Below are 17,650 nucleotides of genomic sequence, written 5' to 3'. Positions count from 1 at the left end.
AAAACGGTAATGGGAAAGTCCCATTACCGTTTTTTCTCTATTATTTACCTTTAAATACTGGAGGTCGTTTTTCTTGAAACGCTTGTAATGCTTCCACTCGGTCCTCTGTTGGAATAATCACTTCGTATGCTTTTCGTTCTATTTGTAGACCTGTTTGCAAATCTACATTCATCCCTTGTTTAATCGCAAATTTAGCTTGTTGCACGGCGAGTGGGCCATTTCGGGTAAACTCTTCTGCTAAGGATTTAGCTTCTTCTAGCAATTCTGCTCGTTCATTTACTAATCTAGTAATTAATCCCCAGTTGCTTGCTTCTTCAGCTGTAAACCTTCTGGCCGTAAGTATTAATTCTAGTGCCTTTGATTCCCCAACAATTCGTGGTAATCTTTGCGTTCCACCAGCACCAGGAATAATTGCTAAACTTGTTTCCGTTAATCCCATTTTCGCATCCTTCACAGCTACTCGGAAGTCACAGGCTAATAACAATTCCATACCTCCGCCAAAAGCAAATCCATTAATGGCAGCAATAGTCGGTTGTGGAAGATTAGCAATCGAACTAAACACTTCTCCAATTTTATATACATTTCTTCTTACTTGCTGTTCTGATAATGTGCGCCTTTCCTTCAAATCAGCGCCAACACTATAAGCTTTCTCCCCTGCAGCTGTAATAATAACGACTCTAACTTCTGGATTAGATCGTAATGTTTCAGCTACTTCCCCTAAGTTTACTAACATATCATAGTTAAATGCATTCATCGCATCTGGCCTATTTAATGTAACAGTTGCTATATAATTTTCGATATGAACGTTAATATAAGACATGTTGATCGCCCCCTTCAATTGATAGCGCTTGCACTAACCTACTTATTTCTCCAAAGAAAGGCGATAATCCTTCTTTATTTTAATTTGTAGCTCTACCTTTGTTACACACCTAATTTTTCTTTTAATGCTCTTCTTAATATTTTTCCTGTCGTATTTTTAGGTAATTCCTCTAAAAATTCAATTGAACTCGGGACTTTATATTTCGCTAACGATTGCTGGCAATACCCGATAAGTTCTTGCTCTGTCACATCATTTTTTGAAACGACGAAGCACTTAACCGCTTCTCCAAAATTAGCATCAGGTACACCTACAACAGCCACTTCAACGACATCCGGATGATTATATAATACTTCTTCTACTTCACGAGGATAAACATTATATCCTCCTACGATAATCATGTCCTTTTTACGATCCACAATATAGAAATAGCCATCTTCGTCTGTTTTTGCCATATCACCTGTATACAGCCATCCATCACGAATTGCATGAGCTGTTTCTTCCGGCATATTGTAATACCCTTTCATCACATTCGGACCTCTTACAATTAGTTCTCCAACTTGTCCGTTCGGCACTTCCTCACCTAGCTCATTAACTACTTTATTTTCAACATTCACTATACTCGTTCCTATAGACCCTGCCTTTCTAGGTCGATCTAGCGGGTTGAAGCAAGTAACAGGTGATGCTTCAGACAAGCCATAGCCTTCGGAAATAATAACGTTAAACTTTTTCTCGAAATTTTTGAGAAGTGCTACTGGCATAGATGCTCCACCTGAAATACATAATCTTAAAGATTGGAAGTCTTCTACTTTGCCACCTTCGTACTGAAGTAGGAAATTGTACATAGTAGGAACACCCGCGAATACAGTTGCTTCGTGTTTTTTTACAACATCAAAAACCGATTGAGGACTAAACCTCGGAACAATAATAACTGTTGCACCATTCATTAAAGGTGCATTAAGTGCTACTGTTAAACAGAAGACGTGAAACATAGGTAAAGTTGCTACGACCCGATCACTTTCATTCATCTTCAAGAAATCAGCAACATCTTTCGCATTACGATAAAGATTACGATGAGTTAGCATTGCACCTTTCGGTTTACCAGTCGTACCGGAAGTATAAAGAATAACCGCAATGTCATCATCCTTTAATTCGGGTCCGCTATAGTCATATGTACCTTGCATTAGCACGGATGTAAACGTTTTTAATTTCGGAAAAACTGAAAATTGTTCTACTGGCAAATCTTTTGCCTTTTCTTTTCCATCAGGTGTTTCACAAACGATATAACTTTCTACTTTCGGTAGCCTTACATGTAGCTTCTCAAATAGAGGTACTAATAAGTCAAGCATAATAACTGCTTTTACGTCTCCATCATTTAAGATGTAACAAATTTCTTCAGGAGTATAAATTGGATTTACCGGAATAACAGTTGCACCTAAACGAGCTGCACCGTACATGCCAATAATATAGTATGGTGAATTGCCTAGTAAAAGAGCGATATGGTCCCCTTTTTTAATGCCCATGTTCTCTAAGCCAGACGCAAAGGCATTGATCGCTGCATTTAATTCTCCATACGATTTAGATTCCCCTTCAAACATATACGCAACCTTTGTCGGTTTATCCTGTGCCGTTTGTCTCAATTGTGAAGATATATTCATTTCGACTCCTCCCCTTCGTCTTAATTGAATGAATAATCATTCATTTTATTTCACTACTATTATAGGACAATAAGTGCTACTTTGTCATTATTTAAATTATTTAAAAAGGTGGATTTGTCTTAAATTTTCCAATATAGAGAAAAAGGAAAGAGGTTCCTAAATGATGAACCTCTTTAATAAATTAGTATATAAGATTTAACACTTCTTCCTTCGTTACATTTCCGAAATAATGTTTTACATCAATTGTTGAGAAAGCATCGTCTAATGCAGACTTTTCATATTTTACTCCAACTAGTTTCTCTTCTATTTCGGCTACGTCCCCAACTCCAAAGAAGTCACCGAAGATTTTACATTCTTGGATTAATCCTTTTTTCACTTCTAGACGAATATCGATTTGACCGATAGGGAAACGGTGAGAGTGTTGAACATTAAATGCTGGTGATTTCCCGTAATTCCAATCCCAGTTTTGATAACGTGCTTTGGAGATTTCGTTTATTTTTACCCAATCCTCTTCTGTTAGCTTATATTCCGGTATATCATCACTTTTAAAAATTGCCTTTAATAGTAGTTCTCTAAACTGTTCAATTGTTATATCATCAGTTAAAAACTCTTTAATATTTGCGACACGGCTACGAACAGACTTGATACCTTTAGATTCGATTTTATCCTTTTTAACTTTTAATGCCGAAACGATATTTTCCATTTCTGAATCAAATAATAACGTACCGTGGCTGAACATACGACCTTTCGTCGAAAATTGAGCATTACCAGAAATTTTTCTCCCTTCAGCTAGAAGATCATTTCTTCCACTTAATTCTGCGTTCACACCTAAACTTTGTAACGCCTCCACAACCGGGGCAGTGAATTTTCTAAAATTGTGAAAGCTTTCCCCATCGTCCTTCGTTATAAAGCTAAAATTCAAGTTACCTAGGTCATGGTAAACAGCCCCACCACCAGATAATCGACGAACAACATGAATACCATTTCCTTCTACATACTCTGTATTAATTTCTTCTATCGTATTTTGGTTTTTACCAATAATGATGGAAGGCTCATTAATGTAAAAAAGTAAATATGTATTATCGATGTTTAAGTTTTTTAACGCGTATTCCTCAATTGCTAAGTTAATTCTAGGATCTGTAATCCCCTGATTATCAATAAATAACATGTTATATCTTTCCTTTCTGCCAAGTAAACCCAGTAGTTGCTAGTTTTACATTTCCTTTATAAATTGAAGTTGCTTCTTCTAGTAATTGGTCATGTTTACCGAAGTGTGGTAAATGCGTTAACAATAGTTGTTGCACATTTGCATTCTGTGCAATTTTTGCAACATCGTGACTATTCATATGACCACCACTTTTTCCATCTTGGTTAGCATACAAATTGCATTCTGCAATTAAAAAGTCAGCCCCTGTACTGAATGGGATAAAAGAATCTTGATAGCTGGAATCAGCCGTATAAACAATCGTACTATCCTCAGAAGAAATTTTCATTGCATAACAGGATACAGGGTGGCTTGTTTTTAAAAACTGAACGGAAAATGGTCCAATAGTTAATGTTTCTTCTGGATTGTACGCAATACCAGTTGTAACCTTTTGGTGAGTAAGTTTTGAAAAAGCTTGTTCGTCTTCCCTATGCCCATATATCGGTAAGGTTGGTAGTTCATTACCTAAAAATGTTTGAATTAAGCGAGCGTATTGTAATACACCAATATCAGCAATATGATCTTGATGATAGTGGGAAATTAGAACTGCATGAAGCTCATTTGGTTTTAAATAATTTTGTAATTGAGATAAGACTCCACTACCACAATCTACTAATAGATTGAATCCGTCTTTTTGAAGTAAATATCCTGATGTTGCACTATTAACTGCTGGATAACCACCCCAATAACCTAGTACAGTTAACTTCAATTTATGCACACTCCTAATGTTATATTTTACGCTTCTATTATCTTGAATGGGTTGCTATAACAAGCATATTTCTACAGTAATAGTTTATCATATCAATATTATTTATCCTATTTCCACGATTATTTTTAATATTCATTTTTAAATTGTTTTAAAACAGTTGTTGACAGCACAAGTTCTGTTATAGTACAATTACAACAAATATAAGGCAAAGGGTGACCTTCATGTTAATAAAAATGACAGAATTCTTAAAAAACTTACCTGCGAAGAAATGTGTAGAATGTCAGAAGGAAATTGAAGAACAGCATGAATGTTATGGTAATCAATGCAACAGTTGCTTAGAAAGTCAATTAAGGTAAGACTTATTAAACGCAAAAAGCCAACCTTTCTATGATGAAAGGTTGGCCTTTTTCTATATCGTAACCCCTTGTTTAACCGTTGAATCTCGTACGATTAACTGCAAATCAAATTCATAAACCTCTTGCTGGTTGTAACGTTTTGTACGCAACTTTTCCATTAGAATAGATACTGTTTTTTCAGCCATAAGATCGACTGGCTGATGAACTGTTGTAATGGTAGGATCAAGTAAATTAGATATTGCTTGATTATCGAAACCAACTACAGCTAAATCTTCTGGAATGTTATATCCAATACATTTTGCTTCAGAAATGATTCCTGCTGCAACTTCATCTCCCCCAGTAAAAATTGCAGTAGGTCTATCTTTCCATTTAACAATCTCATTTACAATTCTTCTCCCATCCTCAATTGTGAACGCATTGTTAAATGTAAAGTGCTCATTAAACTTAACTCCATGCTCAAGTAGTGCTTGTCTGAATCCTTCTTCTCTTCCTTTCGAAACATTACTTCTGTATCCCCCGGTACAGTAAGCAATACGATGATGACCTTGTTCTAATAAATGTTTTGTCGCTATGTATCCGCCATATTTTTGGTTTAATTTAACGGTCGGTACATTTGCACAATCGTCAAATTCGTTACATAAAACAATTGGCCCATAGTGTAAATATGGTTCAATTAGTTTCCAGTCGTTTTGAATGGAAGTTAGGATAATACCGTCTACTTGTCTTGTTTTTAGTAGATCTAAATATTCGAGCTCTTTTTGCTCCGAATATTTAGTTTGACAAACGATTACTTGATACCCATGCTTAGCTGCTTCCATTTCCATGAACTCAACTAGTTGACTAAAAAACGGATTCATTACTCTCGGTATTAATAATGCAATAATACTTGTTTTTTGATTACGTAAACTACGTGCAGAAGAATTCGGCACATATCGTAACTCACTCATTGCATCTAGTACCTGTTTTCTTTTCTTATCTGAAACATAGGGGTGATTATTAATGACACGTGAAACTGTTGTACGTGATAGTCCAGCAAGCTTTGCTACATCTTCAATCGTCGCCACGAATCCCCCACCTACCAAAAAAGTTAATATTTCAATAGAATAATTGAAATCGTTTTCATGAATATTAGTATAGTAGATTATGAAAAGGTTTTCAATACATTTTTTGAAAAATACTCCATTACAAAGTTATTTTAATTTAATATGGTAACGTTTTACTCTCGTGATTAATGAGTATTATATCCATTTTCATACATAAAAATATTATATTGTTATAAGGGAAATAAACATACAAAATAAAAAAGACACATAGCAGAAAGAACTATGTGTCCCATGGTATTAACCCATTATATTATATCCAGAATCAACGTAAATAACTTCTCCCGTTACACCACGAGAAAGGTTACTTAAAAACGCAACGGACATATCTCCAACTTCTTCTTGCGTCACATTACGCTTTAACGGAGCTGTCTCTTCAATTTTATGAAGTATTTTGTTAAATGATGGTACACCTTTTGCCGCAAGTGTACGAATAGCCCCTGCAGAAATTGCGTTAATACGAATGTTATCCTTACCTAGGTCGACTGTCAAATATTTTACAGACGCTTCTAATGATGCTTTTGCAATCGCCATCACATTGTAGCCTTCCACTACTCGTTCAGCTCCAAGATACGACATCGTAATAATAGAGCCTCCTTCTGTCATAAAAGGCTTTGCTTCTCTAGCAACCGCAATTAAAGAATAAGCACTAGTGTCTTGTGCGAAGGCATAGCCATCACGAGACGTATCAATAAATTGTCCTTTTAAGTCGTCTGCATTTGCAAAAGCAACGGAATGAACGACACCATGAATAGTTCCAACTTCTTGTCCAATAGTAGTAAATGCTTTTTTAATACTTTCGTCATTATTTACATCACATTCGACTACCATTTTAGCTTCATATCCATTATCCGCAAGCATTTTATTAATTCTGCCTAATGAACGTTCTTTACGATAGGTGAAAATAAGATTTGCTCCTACTTTATACAAGGATCTTGCTACTCCCCACGCAATGCTACGTTCATTTGCTACACCCATCACTACGATATTTTTACCTTTAAGTTTTAATAAATCTTCCATTTTATCCTCCTGAAAACTAGTTTCGTCAGTTTATAATATCTACTTTTAGTACCTGTTACTAATATTATATCATATGTGTGATGTTGATATCTATTGTTGAGGAATAAAATTATGAATTATAGCTAGAGTATTTCCGTTAATAAAAAAATAAGGCCAAAAAGCTAGCTCTACCAACTTTTTCGACCTTCTCTTTTTTACGTGGTTGCTAAATGGGAGAGAACTAATTTTACAGCCTCTTCTCCTTGGTCTATACAGTCTGGGACTCCTAGACCTTCATATGAGCTTCCTGCTAAAATTACACCAGGCATTACTTTACCTAATGAATCTTTTACCTCTTTGATTCGATCTTTATGACCGACATTGTATTGTGGCATCGCTTTTTTCCATCTCGTAATTAGCGCAAAGTCTGGTTCTTGAGTAATGTTCATTATTTTCTTTAAATCATCCATCACGACACGTTTTATAATCGTATCGCTTTGCTCGACTATTGCTTCTTCTCCAACACGACCTACGTAGCATCGAAGTAACACTTTCCCTTTTGGCGCTGTGTGTGGCCATTTTCTATGTGTCCATGTACATGCTGTTATGGAAAAGTCGCTATTACGTGAAACAACAAACCCCGTCCCTGACATTTTCTCTTGAATAGCTGATTCGTCAAAGCCGAGAGCTACTGTTGCAACTGAAGTGGACGGCATTTTTTCTAAATTGTGCATGGAGGGGAGCGATTCAAACATACTTGCTGTTACAGAGTGAGGAGTTGTAACTATTACACTATCACATTTTATTGCATCTCCATTACTCAACTTTAAACAATAGCCTTTTTCTGTTTTATCTATATTTAATACTTTAATAGTGCGTAGTATTTGTACATCATGTAATTTTTCCTCTAAAGTATCGATCATCTTTTGTAAGCCTGTAGTTAATGTCTGAAACATTCCTACTTTTTTCTTTGGGGCTGGTGGCATTGTTTGCTTCATTCCTAATATAAGACTACGATGTTTTTGTTCTACCTTTTGAAATTGAGGAAAGGTCGCTTGTAAACTTAATTGGTCGATATCTCCAGCGTATATTCCAGATAGAAGGGGCTCTATTAAGTTTTCTACCACCTCTCCTCCAAAACGTCGGCGAAAAAAGCTCCCAACAGATTGATCACCTTTTTCTTTACTTGTTGGTAAGATTAGATCGCCAGCGGCCCTTACTTTTCCTAAAGGTGAAAATAAGCCTGTTGTGACAAACGGAGACATTTTTGTTGGTATTCCCATAACTGCTCCATCGGGAATTGGGTATAGTTTTCCTTTTAATAGAATAAAAGAAGTACCTGATGTATTCCTAACTTTTTTCTTTTCTAATCCTAATTCTTTTATAAGTCTTGAAGCACTTTCCTTCCTTGCAAGAAAAGAATCCGGACCTTTCTCAATAATATAACCATCTTTTGAAACGGTTTGAACCTTTCCACCTAAACGACTTGTAGATTCGACTAGAGTTATACTAATAGGTAGCTTGTTTGCTTCTATTTCTTTTTGTAAGTAATAAGCTGCGGAAAGACCCGTTATTCCCCCACCAACGATGACTACCTTCTTTTTTTCCTCACTCATCCTATATCGCCTTCTTCTCAAAATTAAAATTAACATTGAAAAAAGAAGAGCTAGTTTTTTATTCATCATAAAAACTAGCACCAACATTCCCTTTTCAATTAATTAGGAGTATTTAATTATCTTGTATGTTTCTTTAACAGTTCTAATACAGTTGTTCCCATAGCATCGATGAATAGTGGTTGCGTATTAGGCATTTCAGGACGATAATATTTTGCTCCTAATTCATCTGTCACTACTTTACATTCATAATCATTGTCATATAGTACTTCTAAATGGTCAGAAACAAAGCCTACAGGTGCATATACGAAAGAAGTATATCCTTTTTCCTTATACAATTCACGAGTAATATCCTGTACATCAGGACCTAACCAAGGTTCAGGAGTATTTCCTTCGCTCTGCCAAGCAATATAATAATTATTAATGCCTGCCTCTTTTGCGATTAAATCTGCAGTTTCTTGTAACTGATCTTGGTAAGGGTCACCCATTTTAAGTATTTTTTCAGGTAAGCTATGTGCTGAAACAATTAATACAGCTTTTTCTCTTTCAGCAGTATCCATGTTACTAAAAATTTCTTTAATCTTCTCAGACCAATATTGAATAAATTTAGGTTCCGTATACCAACTTTCAACCGAATGAATAATTGGGCCACCAAGCTTTTCCGCTTCTTCTTTTGCACGACCATTATACGATTTAATGCTAAAAGTAGAGAAATGAGGAGCTAAAACGATACTTACTGCTTCTTCTATTCCGTCCTCATGCATTTGTTTAACCGCGTCTTCAACAAATGGTTCAATATGCTTTAATCCTAAGTACATTTTAAATTCGATGTCATCTTGAACTTCATTTAAATGTGCACATAAACTATTTGCTTGTTCTTTCGTAATATGTGCTAACGGAGAAATGCCCCCAATAGCGTCATATCTATCCCTTAAGTCTTGTATCATTTCATCTGACGGTGTTCTCCCGTGACGAATATGAGTATAGTATGGAACTAGATCTTCTTCTTTATATGGGGTTCCGTATGCCATCACTAATAATCCCATTTTTTTCTTTGCCATTATTTGTACACCTCTTATTTTTGTTTAGCTACTACTGAACTAGAATAGTCATGAATAAAGGCTGTTAGTCTTTTCAATACTGCCGGATCTACTTCTGGGAATACTCCATGTCCAAGATTAAAAATATGTCCTGGTTGTTGCAATCCTTGGTCAATGATCTCTTTCGCACGCTCTTCAATAACTTCCCAAGGGGCCTTTAGTATCGTTGGGTCTAAGTTACCTTGAACAGCTTTCGTAATTCCTCTCTCTCTTGCTTCTTGGATTGGTAGACGCCAATCTAATCCAACAACATCAATTGGGAGGTCATGCCAATCATTTACTAAATGGCTAGCACCTACTCCATGCATAATTAATGGAACATTTTCTTCGCGAAGTTCACTAAAGATGCGATGCATAACTGGCTTTATAAAAGTTCGGTAATCTGCAACATTTAATGCTCCGATCCAAGAATCAAATACTTGAACGGCACTTGCCCCTGATTTAATTTGGGCTTTTAAATAACGAATAGTCATATCCGCTAGTTTGTCCATTAATGTAAACCATGCCTTTGGTTCTGAATACATGAATGCCTTCGTATTCGTATAGTTGCGAGAAGGGCCCCCTTCAATCATATAGGATGCTAACGTAAATGGAGCGCCTGCAAATCCAATTAAAGGAACATCTAATTGTTCTTCTGTTAAAAGTTTAATTGTATTTAGCACGTATGAAACGTCTTCTTCTGGTGTAATTTCACCTAATTTTTCTACGTCTGCAATGGAACGAATTGGATTATCAATAACAGGACCGATACCTGCTTTGATTTCAACATCTACACCAATCGCTGGAAGCGGACTCATAATATCTTTGTAAAGAATTGCTGCGTCTACATTATATTGATCAACTGGAAGTTTTGTAACGTATGCACAAAGCTCCGGTTGATGTGTAATTTCAAATAAGGAATATTTCTCTTTTATTGCTCTATATTCTGGCTGAGAACGCCCTGCCTGTCTCATGTACCAAACTGGTGTGTAATCTGTTTTTTCTCCTCGACATGCTTTTAAAAATGTGTCATTTATAATACGCTTACTCACTTTAGTGACCCCTTTCCTATTCAACCATCAATACGATATACTTTCGATCAACTCGTCTTTTTACACTATACCGATAATTTTTAAGAAAGTATAGCGAACTGACCGTTTGTTCAAAAATTTGACGAAAAGAACCAAAAGCGGAGGCGGCTCGTTTAGGCCCAATCAAACTGGAGCTTTTCCGCAGGAGATAAAGGAAACACAGCGAACGTTAGTGAGCTGATGTTGACTTATCGTACGGAGGAAAAGTGAAGTTTGAGCCGGGCCTAGCCGCCGGAGCTAGACGATTCCAAAAGCGGAGGGCGCTCGTTCAGCGGCGACAAGCACAAGGCAAGCCGGCTAGAAGGTTGCTTTTTGACCTTCTGGACGGATTGACATGTGACCTCGAGCCGCTAGCGCCCGTAGCTAGACGACCAAAAGCGGAGGCGGCTCGTTTAGGCCCAATCAAACTGGAGTTTTTCCGCAGGAGATAAAGGAAACACAGCGAACGTTAGTGAGCTGATGTTGACTTATCGTACGGAGGAAAAGTGAAGTTTGAGCCGGGCCGTACAAACTGGAGCCACCTCCGCACTTTTTCCCTCTCACGGTCTTATCTAAAAGTAGGTGTAACTTCGTTTGATGGTTCTCCTTGTTCTTCTGTTTGTGGGTTGAATGGTACTATATAGTAAGAAGGTACATTAAATACATTAACATGATGTATTTCGAATGTATTTTCTCCTATTACTTCCCCCACTTTCGTATGTTCTCCATCTAATACTGAATAGATATGGTAATGAATTCTTTCATCCTGCCCTTTCTCCCAATTTAAGGTGACGGTAAAGAAGTGGAATGGATGGAATGAAAGTTTGCTATCTACCTCTTCAATAGATACTAGTCGTATCGGTTCCTCTAAATCTTTTACTCCTTGTGGCATTTTGAATTGAGTATTGTCCAGTTTTGCTTCTCTTAAAATATCTTTAAAAAGTCTAGTAGGATATGAGCTACCACCTGTTAAATATTGTTCCTCTGTTGTTCTGTCGTAGCCCATCCATATTGAACCGACGACTTCAGGAGTGTAACCAACAAACCAAGTATCCCGAATCGCTCCTTCTTTTACTGGTGAATTCGTTGTTCCTGTTTTTCCGGCCAGCTCTCCATTCCACGAACCAGCTCTCCCACTACCTTCCTCTACTGCTGCTATCAGCATGCGCGTCATATACCAAGCAGTTTGCGCAGAAAATACTTGTTTTTGCACTTTTTTCGCTTCTCCGATTGTTTCACCATTCTTGTTTTTTATTTGTTTTATAACATAGGACTCCATTAGCATCCCACTATGATTAAACGACCGATATGCTTTCGTTAATTGAAGAGGTGTGACACCTTCTTCTAATCCTCCTAACGCGATAGATAAACCGTCATCCTTTATAGAAAGATCCATTTTCTCAAGATAACTTTTCCCAGTTTCCACTCCCATTTCATTTAATGTCCATACAGCAGGTGCATTTAACGAATCTTTTAAGGCGTCATACATCGTTACATTTCCAACATACTGATTGTGATGGTTTCTTGGCTCGTAACTACCGTATGTTAAAAGTTCATCTTTTAAAGTCGAATATGGTAGGAACTTCTCCTCTTCAATAGCAGGTCCATATACGACCAATGGTTTGAAAGTCGAACCAGGTTGTCGTTTTACATTAACTCGATTTAATCCCCGTGATACGTAATTTCTACCACCAATCGTTGCTAACAAACCACCATCTTTACTATCCATTAATATAAAAGCACCTTCTACATCGTCTGTTGTTCCAGGAAAATAATCGTTATTTTGAAAGTGTTTATACGCAATTTGCTGCAATTGTTTATTAAGTGGGACTGTAATTTCATATCCACCACGAATTAATTCCTCACTTGAGAGACCATATTTCTCCTCCGCTTCCTCATATACCATATCAATATAAGTAAGATAAGGCTCTAGTTCAACTGGTTCCTTCACATCAACTACTAACGGTTTACGTTGTAATGTTACTGCCTCATCCGCATTAAGATAGCCATGCTCATGTAATAAGTTGATCACTACATTTCTTCTGTTTTTTGCTTCCGTAGGATTGTTAATTGGAGAATAACCATTCGGTGCTTTAGGAAGTGCAGCTAACATTGCACCTTGCTCTACCGATAAGTTAGAAACGGTTTCGTTAAAGTAAAAATTAGACGCCGCCTCAATACCGTATACCCCATGTCCAAAATAAATTTGATTCAAGTACATTTCTAAAATTTCTTCTTTTGTATAACGCTTTTCTAAATTAATGGCTATAACTGCTTCCTTCGTTTTCCGAAGCCAAGATTTTTCATTTGTTAAAAAAATATTTTTAGCAAGCTGTTGGGTAATAGTACTACCACCTTCAACTTTGCTTCTCGCAATAATATCCCGATATATCGCTCGAGTAATTGCTTTTAAATCAATCCCACGATGCTCATAAAAACGGTGGTCCTCAACAGCTATAAACGCCTGTTGCACATGTTCGGGAATATCATCCATCTTTACTAGTTCTCTATTCTCTACAAAAAGCTTTGTAATAAATTCTCCGTTCTCATCTACTAAAGTTGTTGCCGAATTCATTACTAATTTTTTTTCATCAATAACATAATTGCCAGCATAAATGATTAGCATGTATCCTATTAATCCTATTATTAAGGATGAAATAATAACAAATGGTACAACAAGAACACTAAATAGATGGTCAGATAGCAGTTTTTTCAAGTTTGGAATGCCTTTATATTTTGTCATCCGTTCCACTGCAATCCCCCCTTAAAAAGTAAATTTGATAAGTTTTATGATAATAGACTTTCGACAAAATTTGAATTATTTTTATTTTGCTTCTAGCACCATTATAATAAACATAAAGGAGTGAGAAAGATGAATTTTTATATCACTTACGGTACTAGTAGTTATTTGGAATCGTTAAAATCATCCATTCACGAGGGAAGTTTGTTAGCACTTCAGAACGAAGACACTGCAATATTAATGCATGAAACAAATGGAAAATCATATTTTAAAGAAGGTAAAGATTACGAAATACTAGATTCTTCGGGGGCAATTGTTGATGGCAAATTCGCAGTGTTAAATAATATTCCCGTAACGGATGAAGGGAGACCCGTTTTTGAGTACCGTTTTAAAAACAGAGCACGCTTAATTGAACAGGAACCTGGATTTGTTGCAATTAGAGTATTACGTCCACTCCATTCAGAAACGTATATTATATTAACATTATGGGAAAACGAAAGCTCTTTTAAAAACTGGCAACAATCACAAGCCTATAATAAGGCACATGAAAAAAGAGAAAAAAGAGAAGATAAGCAGTCTATTTTTGCGAGACCTTCCTACGTTTCAACCTATTATCAAATGGAAATCGAAGAAGAATAAAAAAGAATCCCTTTTCGGTTTTATCCGTAAGGGATTTTATTGGTAGGAAAGTAAAGTGTTAGACAATTATTAACTTTGGACCTCATCGAGCTGCCTTCGCTTTTGATCGTCTAGCTCCGGCGCTTAGGCCCTATCAAACCTATCAAACTTCCCAGTCCGTCCGTACGGGCCTGATCGAAGCGCATTCGCTTTTGAGACTCATTCTTTCGACTTTAAAATACCGTTACGGTTTGCGTAAATGGCAGCTTGTGTTCGATCAGCAACATTCAATTTACTTAAAATATTGCTTACATGTGTTTTGACCGTTTTTACTCCGATAAACAATTCTTCACCAATTTCTTGGTTAGTCAAGCCTTCTCCTAAACATTTTAATACTTCTATCTCTCTTTCTGTTAGATTATCATGTGGTTGTTTTAAAGGGGTACGGAATTTATTCATCATTTTACTAGCTACTTTTGGCTCAATAACAGGTTCATTCGATACTGCTTTTTGAATTGCTTTAATGATATCATCTGCATTTGCTGTTTTTAATAAATAACTAAATGCACCTGCTTCAATTGCTGGAAACACTTGTTCATCATCATAAAAACTAGTGATAATTATTATTTTACAAGATGAATGGAACTTCATTATTTCTTTTGTTGCATCAATCCCAGTGCCATTTTCCATTAATAAATCCATGAGTATAACATCTGGTTTTTCTTTATGAGCTAATTCAATTGCTTCTTTGCCACTAGCACCTTCACCAACGATTTCAATGGAAGGCTCCGTATATAGATAGGCTAATAATCCTTTTCTTACCATATCATGGTCATCTACTACTGCAACTCGAATTTTCTTCATTGAGGTTCCTCCTCTCTGATTGGGATATGAATTTCAATATGTGTTCCTTCGCCTGGTTTACTCCGAATCGAAAATTGTCCCCCAAGCTCTTCACACCTTTCTCTCATTGTATCTAAGCCGTAAGAGGACAGTTTATTCATATTTAATTCAAATCCTTTTCCATTGTCACTAATAAATATGTATACATAATTATCTTTTTGATGCATCTGAAGCTTCACGACCGTGGCATCTGCATGACGTAAAATATTAGATAACGCTTCTTGAATAATTCGAAACAAATGATCTTCATAAACAGCAGTTATCGATGGTAATTCTTCCATACTAGATTCAAACGTAATCGGTGTTTTCGCTTGTAATTCTTCCATTAACTTTTTAATCCCGTCACATAAAGAGTCATTTTTTAAAGAAACTGGACGCAAATGTAGTAGTAACGCTCGCATTTCCGCTTGTGCTTGTGAAGCAATATTCCCGATTTCCCCTAGTTGTTTTTTTGCAATTTCTGGTTTCGTATCAAACATTCGAATAGCAGCGCTTGACATAATACTGAGGGCGAATAATTGCTGACTTACAGAGTCATGTAGTTCTCTTGCTAACCTTTGTCTTTCCTCTATTGTTGCAGCAGAATGGGCTTTTTGTGCAAAATCATTCTTTTCTTCTGCTAATTTCTGCAACGACTTAACTTGATTTTGGAATTTCTCCGCAATTTGATTTATTCCATCTGCTAATTGACCTAACTCATCCTGATTATCAATTTTAATTCGTTCAGAAAATTTCCCTCTTGATAGGATTGTTATAAAGGTAGATATATCGTCTAGCCTCTTTTTTACATAGTTACTATTTTTATATCCAATATAAATACTAGTAAAGAGTCCAATCGAAAAGCTTACGAGTGTAATATATAAAGTTATATCTACTTTAAGTGTTATCCCCTTTGGATAAACCAATAGTAAAACTTGTAATAGAATAAATAAAAGTAACGAAGTGATAAAGGCAACAATGACATGCGAACGTAATAACCAAAATCGAACACTATGAATCTTCTGGTACGCCCCTAGATTAAACTTTGTCAATTCGAACATCCCCTACTTTTACATCTAAAACGATATATACCTTTCTTGTTGCCATCTCATAATTAGATGATTCATATACCATTCTGCAATTTTTCCCTCTTGTCTCTTCTCCAAACAAGTTAATTTGTCCAGCTTTTACAACAGCGTCTATTTTTACTGGTAAATCTTCAGGGATCAGCATCTTTATATCTGCAACCATTCCTTTAATATGAATCGGTGTTTCTTTGTCAGGGATATACGCTTTCGTAAAGTCAAAGTAATAATCCCCCACAACATTTCGTAACTTTAACGGCTCTACAGACCAGTTTTGTTTATTCATTTTCATTTCACCAACAGTGAAAACTTTCTTAGAATCTCTGTTTCTTTCTTTATGACTTCCTATAACATCATCGTCATTAGAAAAAGATATACCATCTTCATCATCTGCATTATATGTCCAATCTATTTCCACATGAAAAGGACGTTTTTTTAAAAACATTTGGATACCTATATAAACAATTAATAATGGCCAAAGCTTCCAAATCATAGAAAATTGAAAAACAATAATGTTTAGTCGGTCTAAACAAAGTAAACTACCTAGAGCTAATAGAAAAAGGCTTAAAAACAATACTTCTGATCCTTTTGTTAGTTTATCTATTAATAATTTCAATCCAAGCAAAACGATAAACAGAGGATAAAATGCGACAAAAAACTCTTTTATTTCCAAGGAAATGACACCTAAATTAATGGAAAGTAGTACAATGCCAAGCAAAACTAACAGCGCTGCAATAAATTTTTGATTTAAAGTTTTCATATTTCACCTCTATGTGTCGTTGTCATATCTTTAAAACAATTGTATATGACAACGCACCACATTCCTACTACCTTACGATTGTACTTTTATCCGTCTCAAGACGGAATTATAGTACCGAAAGTTAATATTACTTCCTTTTTGTAAATTTCACTTGTAGCGAATGATAAATTGTAGTTGCAGCAAGTAAACATAGAGTACCCGCCGCATATCCAGCAATAACATCGGAAGGATAATGATAGTTTAATATCAGTCTACTGAATCCTAATAAAAAGATAAAAAGAGCACCAATAGTGACAATTACAGAACTACTTATTTTACCTTTTGTATATTGAACAATTAAATAAGTAAGTAATCCGTAGAAAAAAAGTCCAACCATCGCATGTCCACTCGGAAAACTTAAACTTTCAGCTCCGGGACCTGTCATTGGTCTTTCTCTTCCAGTCGTATCTTTAATAAATTTATTTAATTCGTTTACTACAATAACCCCAACTGTTAAAACTGCCATACCTAAATAATCTTTCTTTTTCCACCAAATTAGGAGTAAACTAATAATCAATATCGGGATAACACCTTGTTTATCACCTAATATTGTGAAAAGCTCAAAAAAACCTCTCACACCTTCTGTTGCGATGATACTTACTATTCCTTGAATCCAAACGTCATAAAAAAATGTTTTTTCGCCAATGACGAAAAATAAGGACCAAACAAATACACCTATTAGGCCTATAATTGCGATTGGTTTCATCCATCTCCACTCAGAAGTACTCTTTACTTCTCTTTCAGTTTGCATAATTTCACCCCTCCTAATCTTCCATAGTCATTCACATTACGTTTCTATCATAAAATGAAATGAATTATTTTTTTAGTCATTTTTTCACGTTCTTTTTATTAATGATATATATTTAAGAAAAGTTTGACTATTATTTTTTCAACTTTTTATATAAACTAGTATTATCTCAT

At 35.8% G+C, this 17,650-nt stretch carries 16 protein-coding genes; 2 read left to right on the top strand and 14 right to left on the bottom strand.

Annotation, left to right across the window (positions count from 1 at the left end; genetic code table 11):
* Positions 1 to 40: 40 nt before the first annotated feature.
* From BC6307_RS04075 to BC6307_RS04060, 4 genes are all read right to left on the bottom strand, one after another.
* A complete protein-coding gene (locus BC6307_RS04075) occupies positions 41 to 820 on the bottom strand; it encodes an enoyl-CoA hydratase-related protein (protein ID WP_066420551.1) in 780 nt (259 codons plus the stop codon).
* A gap of 101 nt (positions 821 to 921) precedes the next feature.
* Entirely contained in the window at positions 922 to 2,475 is a 1,554-nt protein-coding gene (locus BC6307_RS04070) for a fatty acid--CoA ligase family protein (protein WP_066420550.1), read from the bottom strand.
* A 181-nt stretch (positions 2,476 to 2,656) separates the two neighbouring features.
* On the bottom strand, positions 2,657 to 3,643 hold the full coding sequence (gene lplA / locus BC6307_RS04065; RefSeq protein ID WP_066420549.1) for a lipoate--protein ligase: 987 nt from the start codon (positions 3,641 to 3,643) through the stop codon (positions 2,657 to 2,659).
* 1 nt (position 3,644) lies between these two features.
* Positions 3,645 to 4,388, bottom strand: a complete 744-nt coding sequence (locus BC6307_RS04060) for an MBL fold metallo-hydrolase (RefSeq protein ID WP_066420548.1) — start codon at positions 4,386 to 4,388, stop codon at positions 3,645 to 3,647.
* A 221-nt stretch (positions 4,389 to 4,609) separates the two neighbouring features.
* Between BC6307_RS04060 and yhfH the strand changes: the two genes are divergently transcribed.
* On the top strand, positions 4,610 to 4,744 hold the full coding sequence (yhfH, locus tag BC6307_RS04055) for a protein YhfH (protein WP_084380692.1): 135 nt from the start codon (positions 4,610 to 4,612) through the stop codon (positions 4,742 to 4,744).
* 53 nt (positions 4,745 to 4,797) lie between these two features.
* On the opposite strand, the gene BC6307_RS04050 is transcribed toward yhfH, so the two are convergent.
* From BC6307_RS04050 to BC6307_RS04020, 6 genes are all read right to left on the bottom strand, one after another.
* Positions 4,798 to 5,808, bottom strand: coding sequence for a LacI family DNA-binding transcriptional regulator (locus tag BC6307_RS04050; protein WP_066420547.1), 1,011 nt, complete (start codon positions 5,806 to 5,808; stop codon positions 4,798 to 4,800).
* Between the two features lie 276 nt (positions 5,809 to 6,084).
* Positions 6,085 to 6,864, bottom strand: a complete 780-nt coding sequence (gene fabI / locus BC6307_RS04045) for an enoyl-ACP reductase FabI (RefSeq protein WP_066420545.1) — start codon at positions 6,862 to 6,864, stop codon at positions 6,085 to 6,087.
* A 194-nt stretch (positions 6,865 to 7,058) separates the two neighbouring features.
* Positions 7,059 to 8,459, bottom strand: coding sequence for a protoporphyrinogen oxidase (gene hemY / locus BC6307_RS04040; RefSeq protein ID WP_066420544.1), 1,401 nt, complete (start codon positions 8,457 to 8,459; stop codon positions 7,059 to 7,061).
* A 116-nt stretch (positions 8,460 to 8,575) separates the two neighbouring features.
* Positions 8,576 to 9,517, bottom strand: a complete 942-nt coding sequence (hemH, locus tag BC6307_RS04035; RefSeq protein WP_066420543.1) for a ferrochelatase — start codon at positions 9,515 to 9,517, stop codon at positions 8,576 to 8,578.
* Between the two features lie 14 nt (positions 9,518 to 9,531).
* On the bottom strand, positions 9,532 to 10,587 hold the full coding sequence (gene hemE, locus BC6307_RS04030) for a uroporphyrinogen decarboxylase (RefSeq protein ID WP_066420542.1): 1,056 nt from the start codon (positions 10,585 to 10,587) through the stop codon (positions 9,532 to 9,534).
* A gap of 586 nt (positions 10,588 to 11,173) precedes the next feature.
* Positions 11,174 to 13,348: a transglycosylase domain-containing protein gene (locus tag BC6307_RS04020; RefSeq protein WP_066420911.1), complete on the bottom strand. Its 2,175-nt coding sequence runs from the start codon at positions 13,346 to 13,348 to the stop codon at positions 11,174 to 11,176.
* 129 nt (positions 13,349 to 13,477) lie between these two features.
* On the opposite strand from BC6307_RS04020, the gene BC6307_RS04015 reads away from it, so the two are divergent.
* On the top strand, positions 13,478 to 13,984 hold the full coding sequence (locus BC6307_RS04015) for an antibiotic biosynthesis monooxygenase family protein (protein WP_066420910.1): 507 nt from the start codon (positions 13,478 to 13,480) through the stop codon (positions 13,982 to 13,984).
* A 198-nt stretch (positions 13,985 to 14,182) separates the two neighbouring features.
* Here the strand turns inward: BC6307_RS04015 and BC6307_RS04010 are convergent, their stop codons facing one another.
* The 4 genes from BC6307_RS04010 to BC6307_RS03995 form a co-directional block, all read right to left on the bottom strand.
* On the bottom strand, positions 14,183 to 14,827 hold the full coding sequence (locus BC6307_RS04010; RefSeq protein ID WP_066420908.1) for a response regulator transcription factor: 645 nt from the start codon (positions 14,825 to 14,827) through the stop codon (positions 14,183 to 14,185).
* On the bottom strand, positions 14,824 to 15,897 hold the full coding sequence (locus BC6307_RS04005) for a sensor histidine kinase (RefSeq protein ID WP_235858304.1): 1,074 nt from the start codon (positions 15,895 to 15,897) through the stop codon (positions 14,824 to 14,826). The genes BC6307_RS04010 and BC6307_RS04005 overlap by 4 nt, the downstream gene beginning before the upstream one ends.
* Positions 15,884 to 16,690, bottom strand: coding sequence for a cell wall-active antibiotics response protein LiaF (liaF, locus tag BC6307_RS04000; protein WP_066420906.1), 807 nt, complete (start codon positions 16,688 to 16,690; stop codon positions 15,884 to 15,886). Before liaF ends, BC6307_RS04005 begins: the two co-directional genes overlap by 14 nt.
* A gap of 127 nt (positions 16,691 to 16,817) precedes the next feature.
* On the bottom strand, positions 16,818 to 17,480 hold the full coding sequence (locus BC6307_RS03995; RefSeq protein WP_066420905.1) for a phosphatase PAP2 family protein: 663 nt from the start codon (positions 17,478 to 17,480) through the stop codon (positions 16,818 to 16,820).
* Positions 17,481 to 17,650: the final 170 nt, after the last annotated feature.

Source organism: Sutcliffiella cohnii (assembly GCF_002250055.1).
GTDB classification, from domain to species: domain Bacteria; phylum Bacillota; class Bacilli; order Bacillales; family Bacillaceae_I; genus Sutcliffiella; species Sutcliffiella cohnii.
The sequence above is the reverse complement of the archived record's forward strand: the minus strand, read 5'-3'. Positions and strand labels throughout refer to the sequence as shown.

What these genes read in the sequence shown, in the direction of transcription:
- BC6307_RS04020 (WP_066420911.1), bottom strand. Translation starts at nt 13,348, where the DNA reads ATGACAAAATATAAAGGCATTCCAAACTTGAAAAAACTGCTATCTGAC.
- fabI (WP_066420545.1), bottom strand. Translation starts at nt 6,864, where the DNA reads ATGGAAGATTTATTAAAACTTAAAGGTAAAAATATCGTAGTGATGGGT.
- hemH (WP_066420543.1), bottom strand. Translation starts at nt 9,517, where the DNA reads ATGGCAAAGAAAAAAATGGGATTATTAGTGATGGCATACGGAACCCCA.
- BC6307_RS04010 (WP_066420908.1), bottom strand. Translation starts at nt 14,827, where the DNA reads ATGAAGAAAATTCGAGTTGCAGTAGTAGATGACCATGATATGGTAAGA.
- BC6307_RS03995 (WP_066420905.1), bottom strand. Translation starts at nt 17,480, where the DNA reads ATGCAAACTGAAAGAGAAGTAAAGAGTACTTCTGAGTGGAGATGGATG.
- liaF (WP_066420906.1), bottom strand. Translation starts at nt 16,690, where the DNA reads ATGAAAACTTTAAATCAAAAATTTATTGCAGCGCTGTTAGTTTTGCTT.
- BC6307_RS04075 (WP_066420551.1), bottom strand. Translation starts at nt 820, where the DNA reads ATGTCTTATATTAACGTTCATATCGAAAATTATATAGCAACTGTTACA.
- BC6307_RS04015 (WP_066420910.1), top strand. Translation starts at nt 13,478, where the DNA reads ATGAATTTTTATATCACTTACGGTACTAGTAGTTATTTGGAATCGTTA.
- yhfH (WP_084380692.1), top strand. Translation starts at nt 4,610, where the DNA reads ATGTTAATAAAAATGACAGAATTCTTAAAAAACTTACCTGCGAAGAAA.
- lplA (WP_066420549.1), bottom strand. Translation starts at nt 3,643, where the DNA reads ATGTTATTTATTGATAATCAGGGGATTACAGATCCTAGAATTAACTTA.
- hemY (WP_066420544.1), bottom strand. Translation starts at nt 8,459, where the DNA reads ATGAGTGAGGAAAAAAAGAAGGTAGTCATCGTTGGTGGGGGAATAACG.
- BC6307_RS04070 (WP_066420550.1), bottom strand. Translation starts at nt 2,475, where the DNA reads ATGAATATATCTTCACAATTGAGACAAACGGCACAGGATAAACCGACA.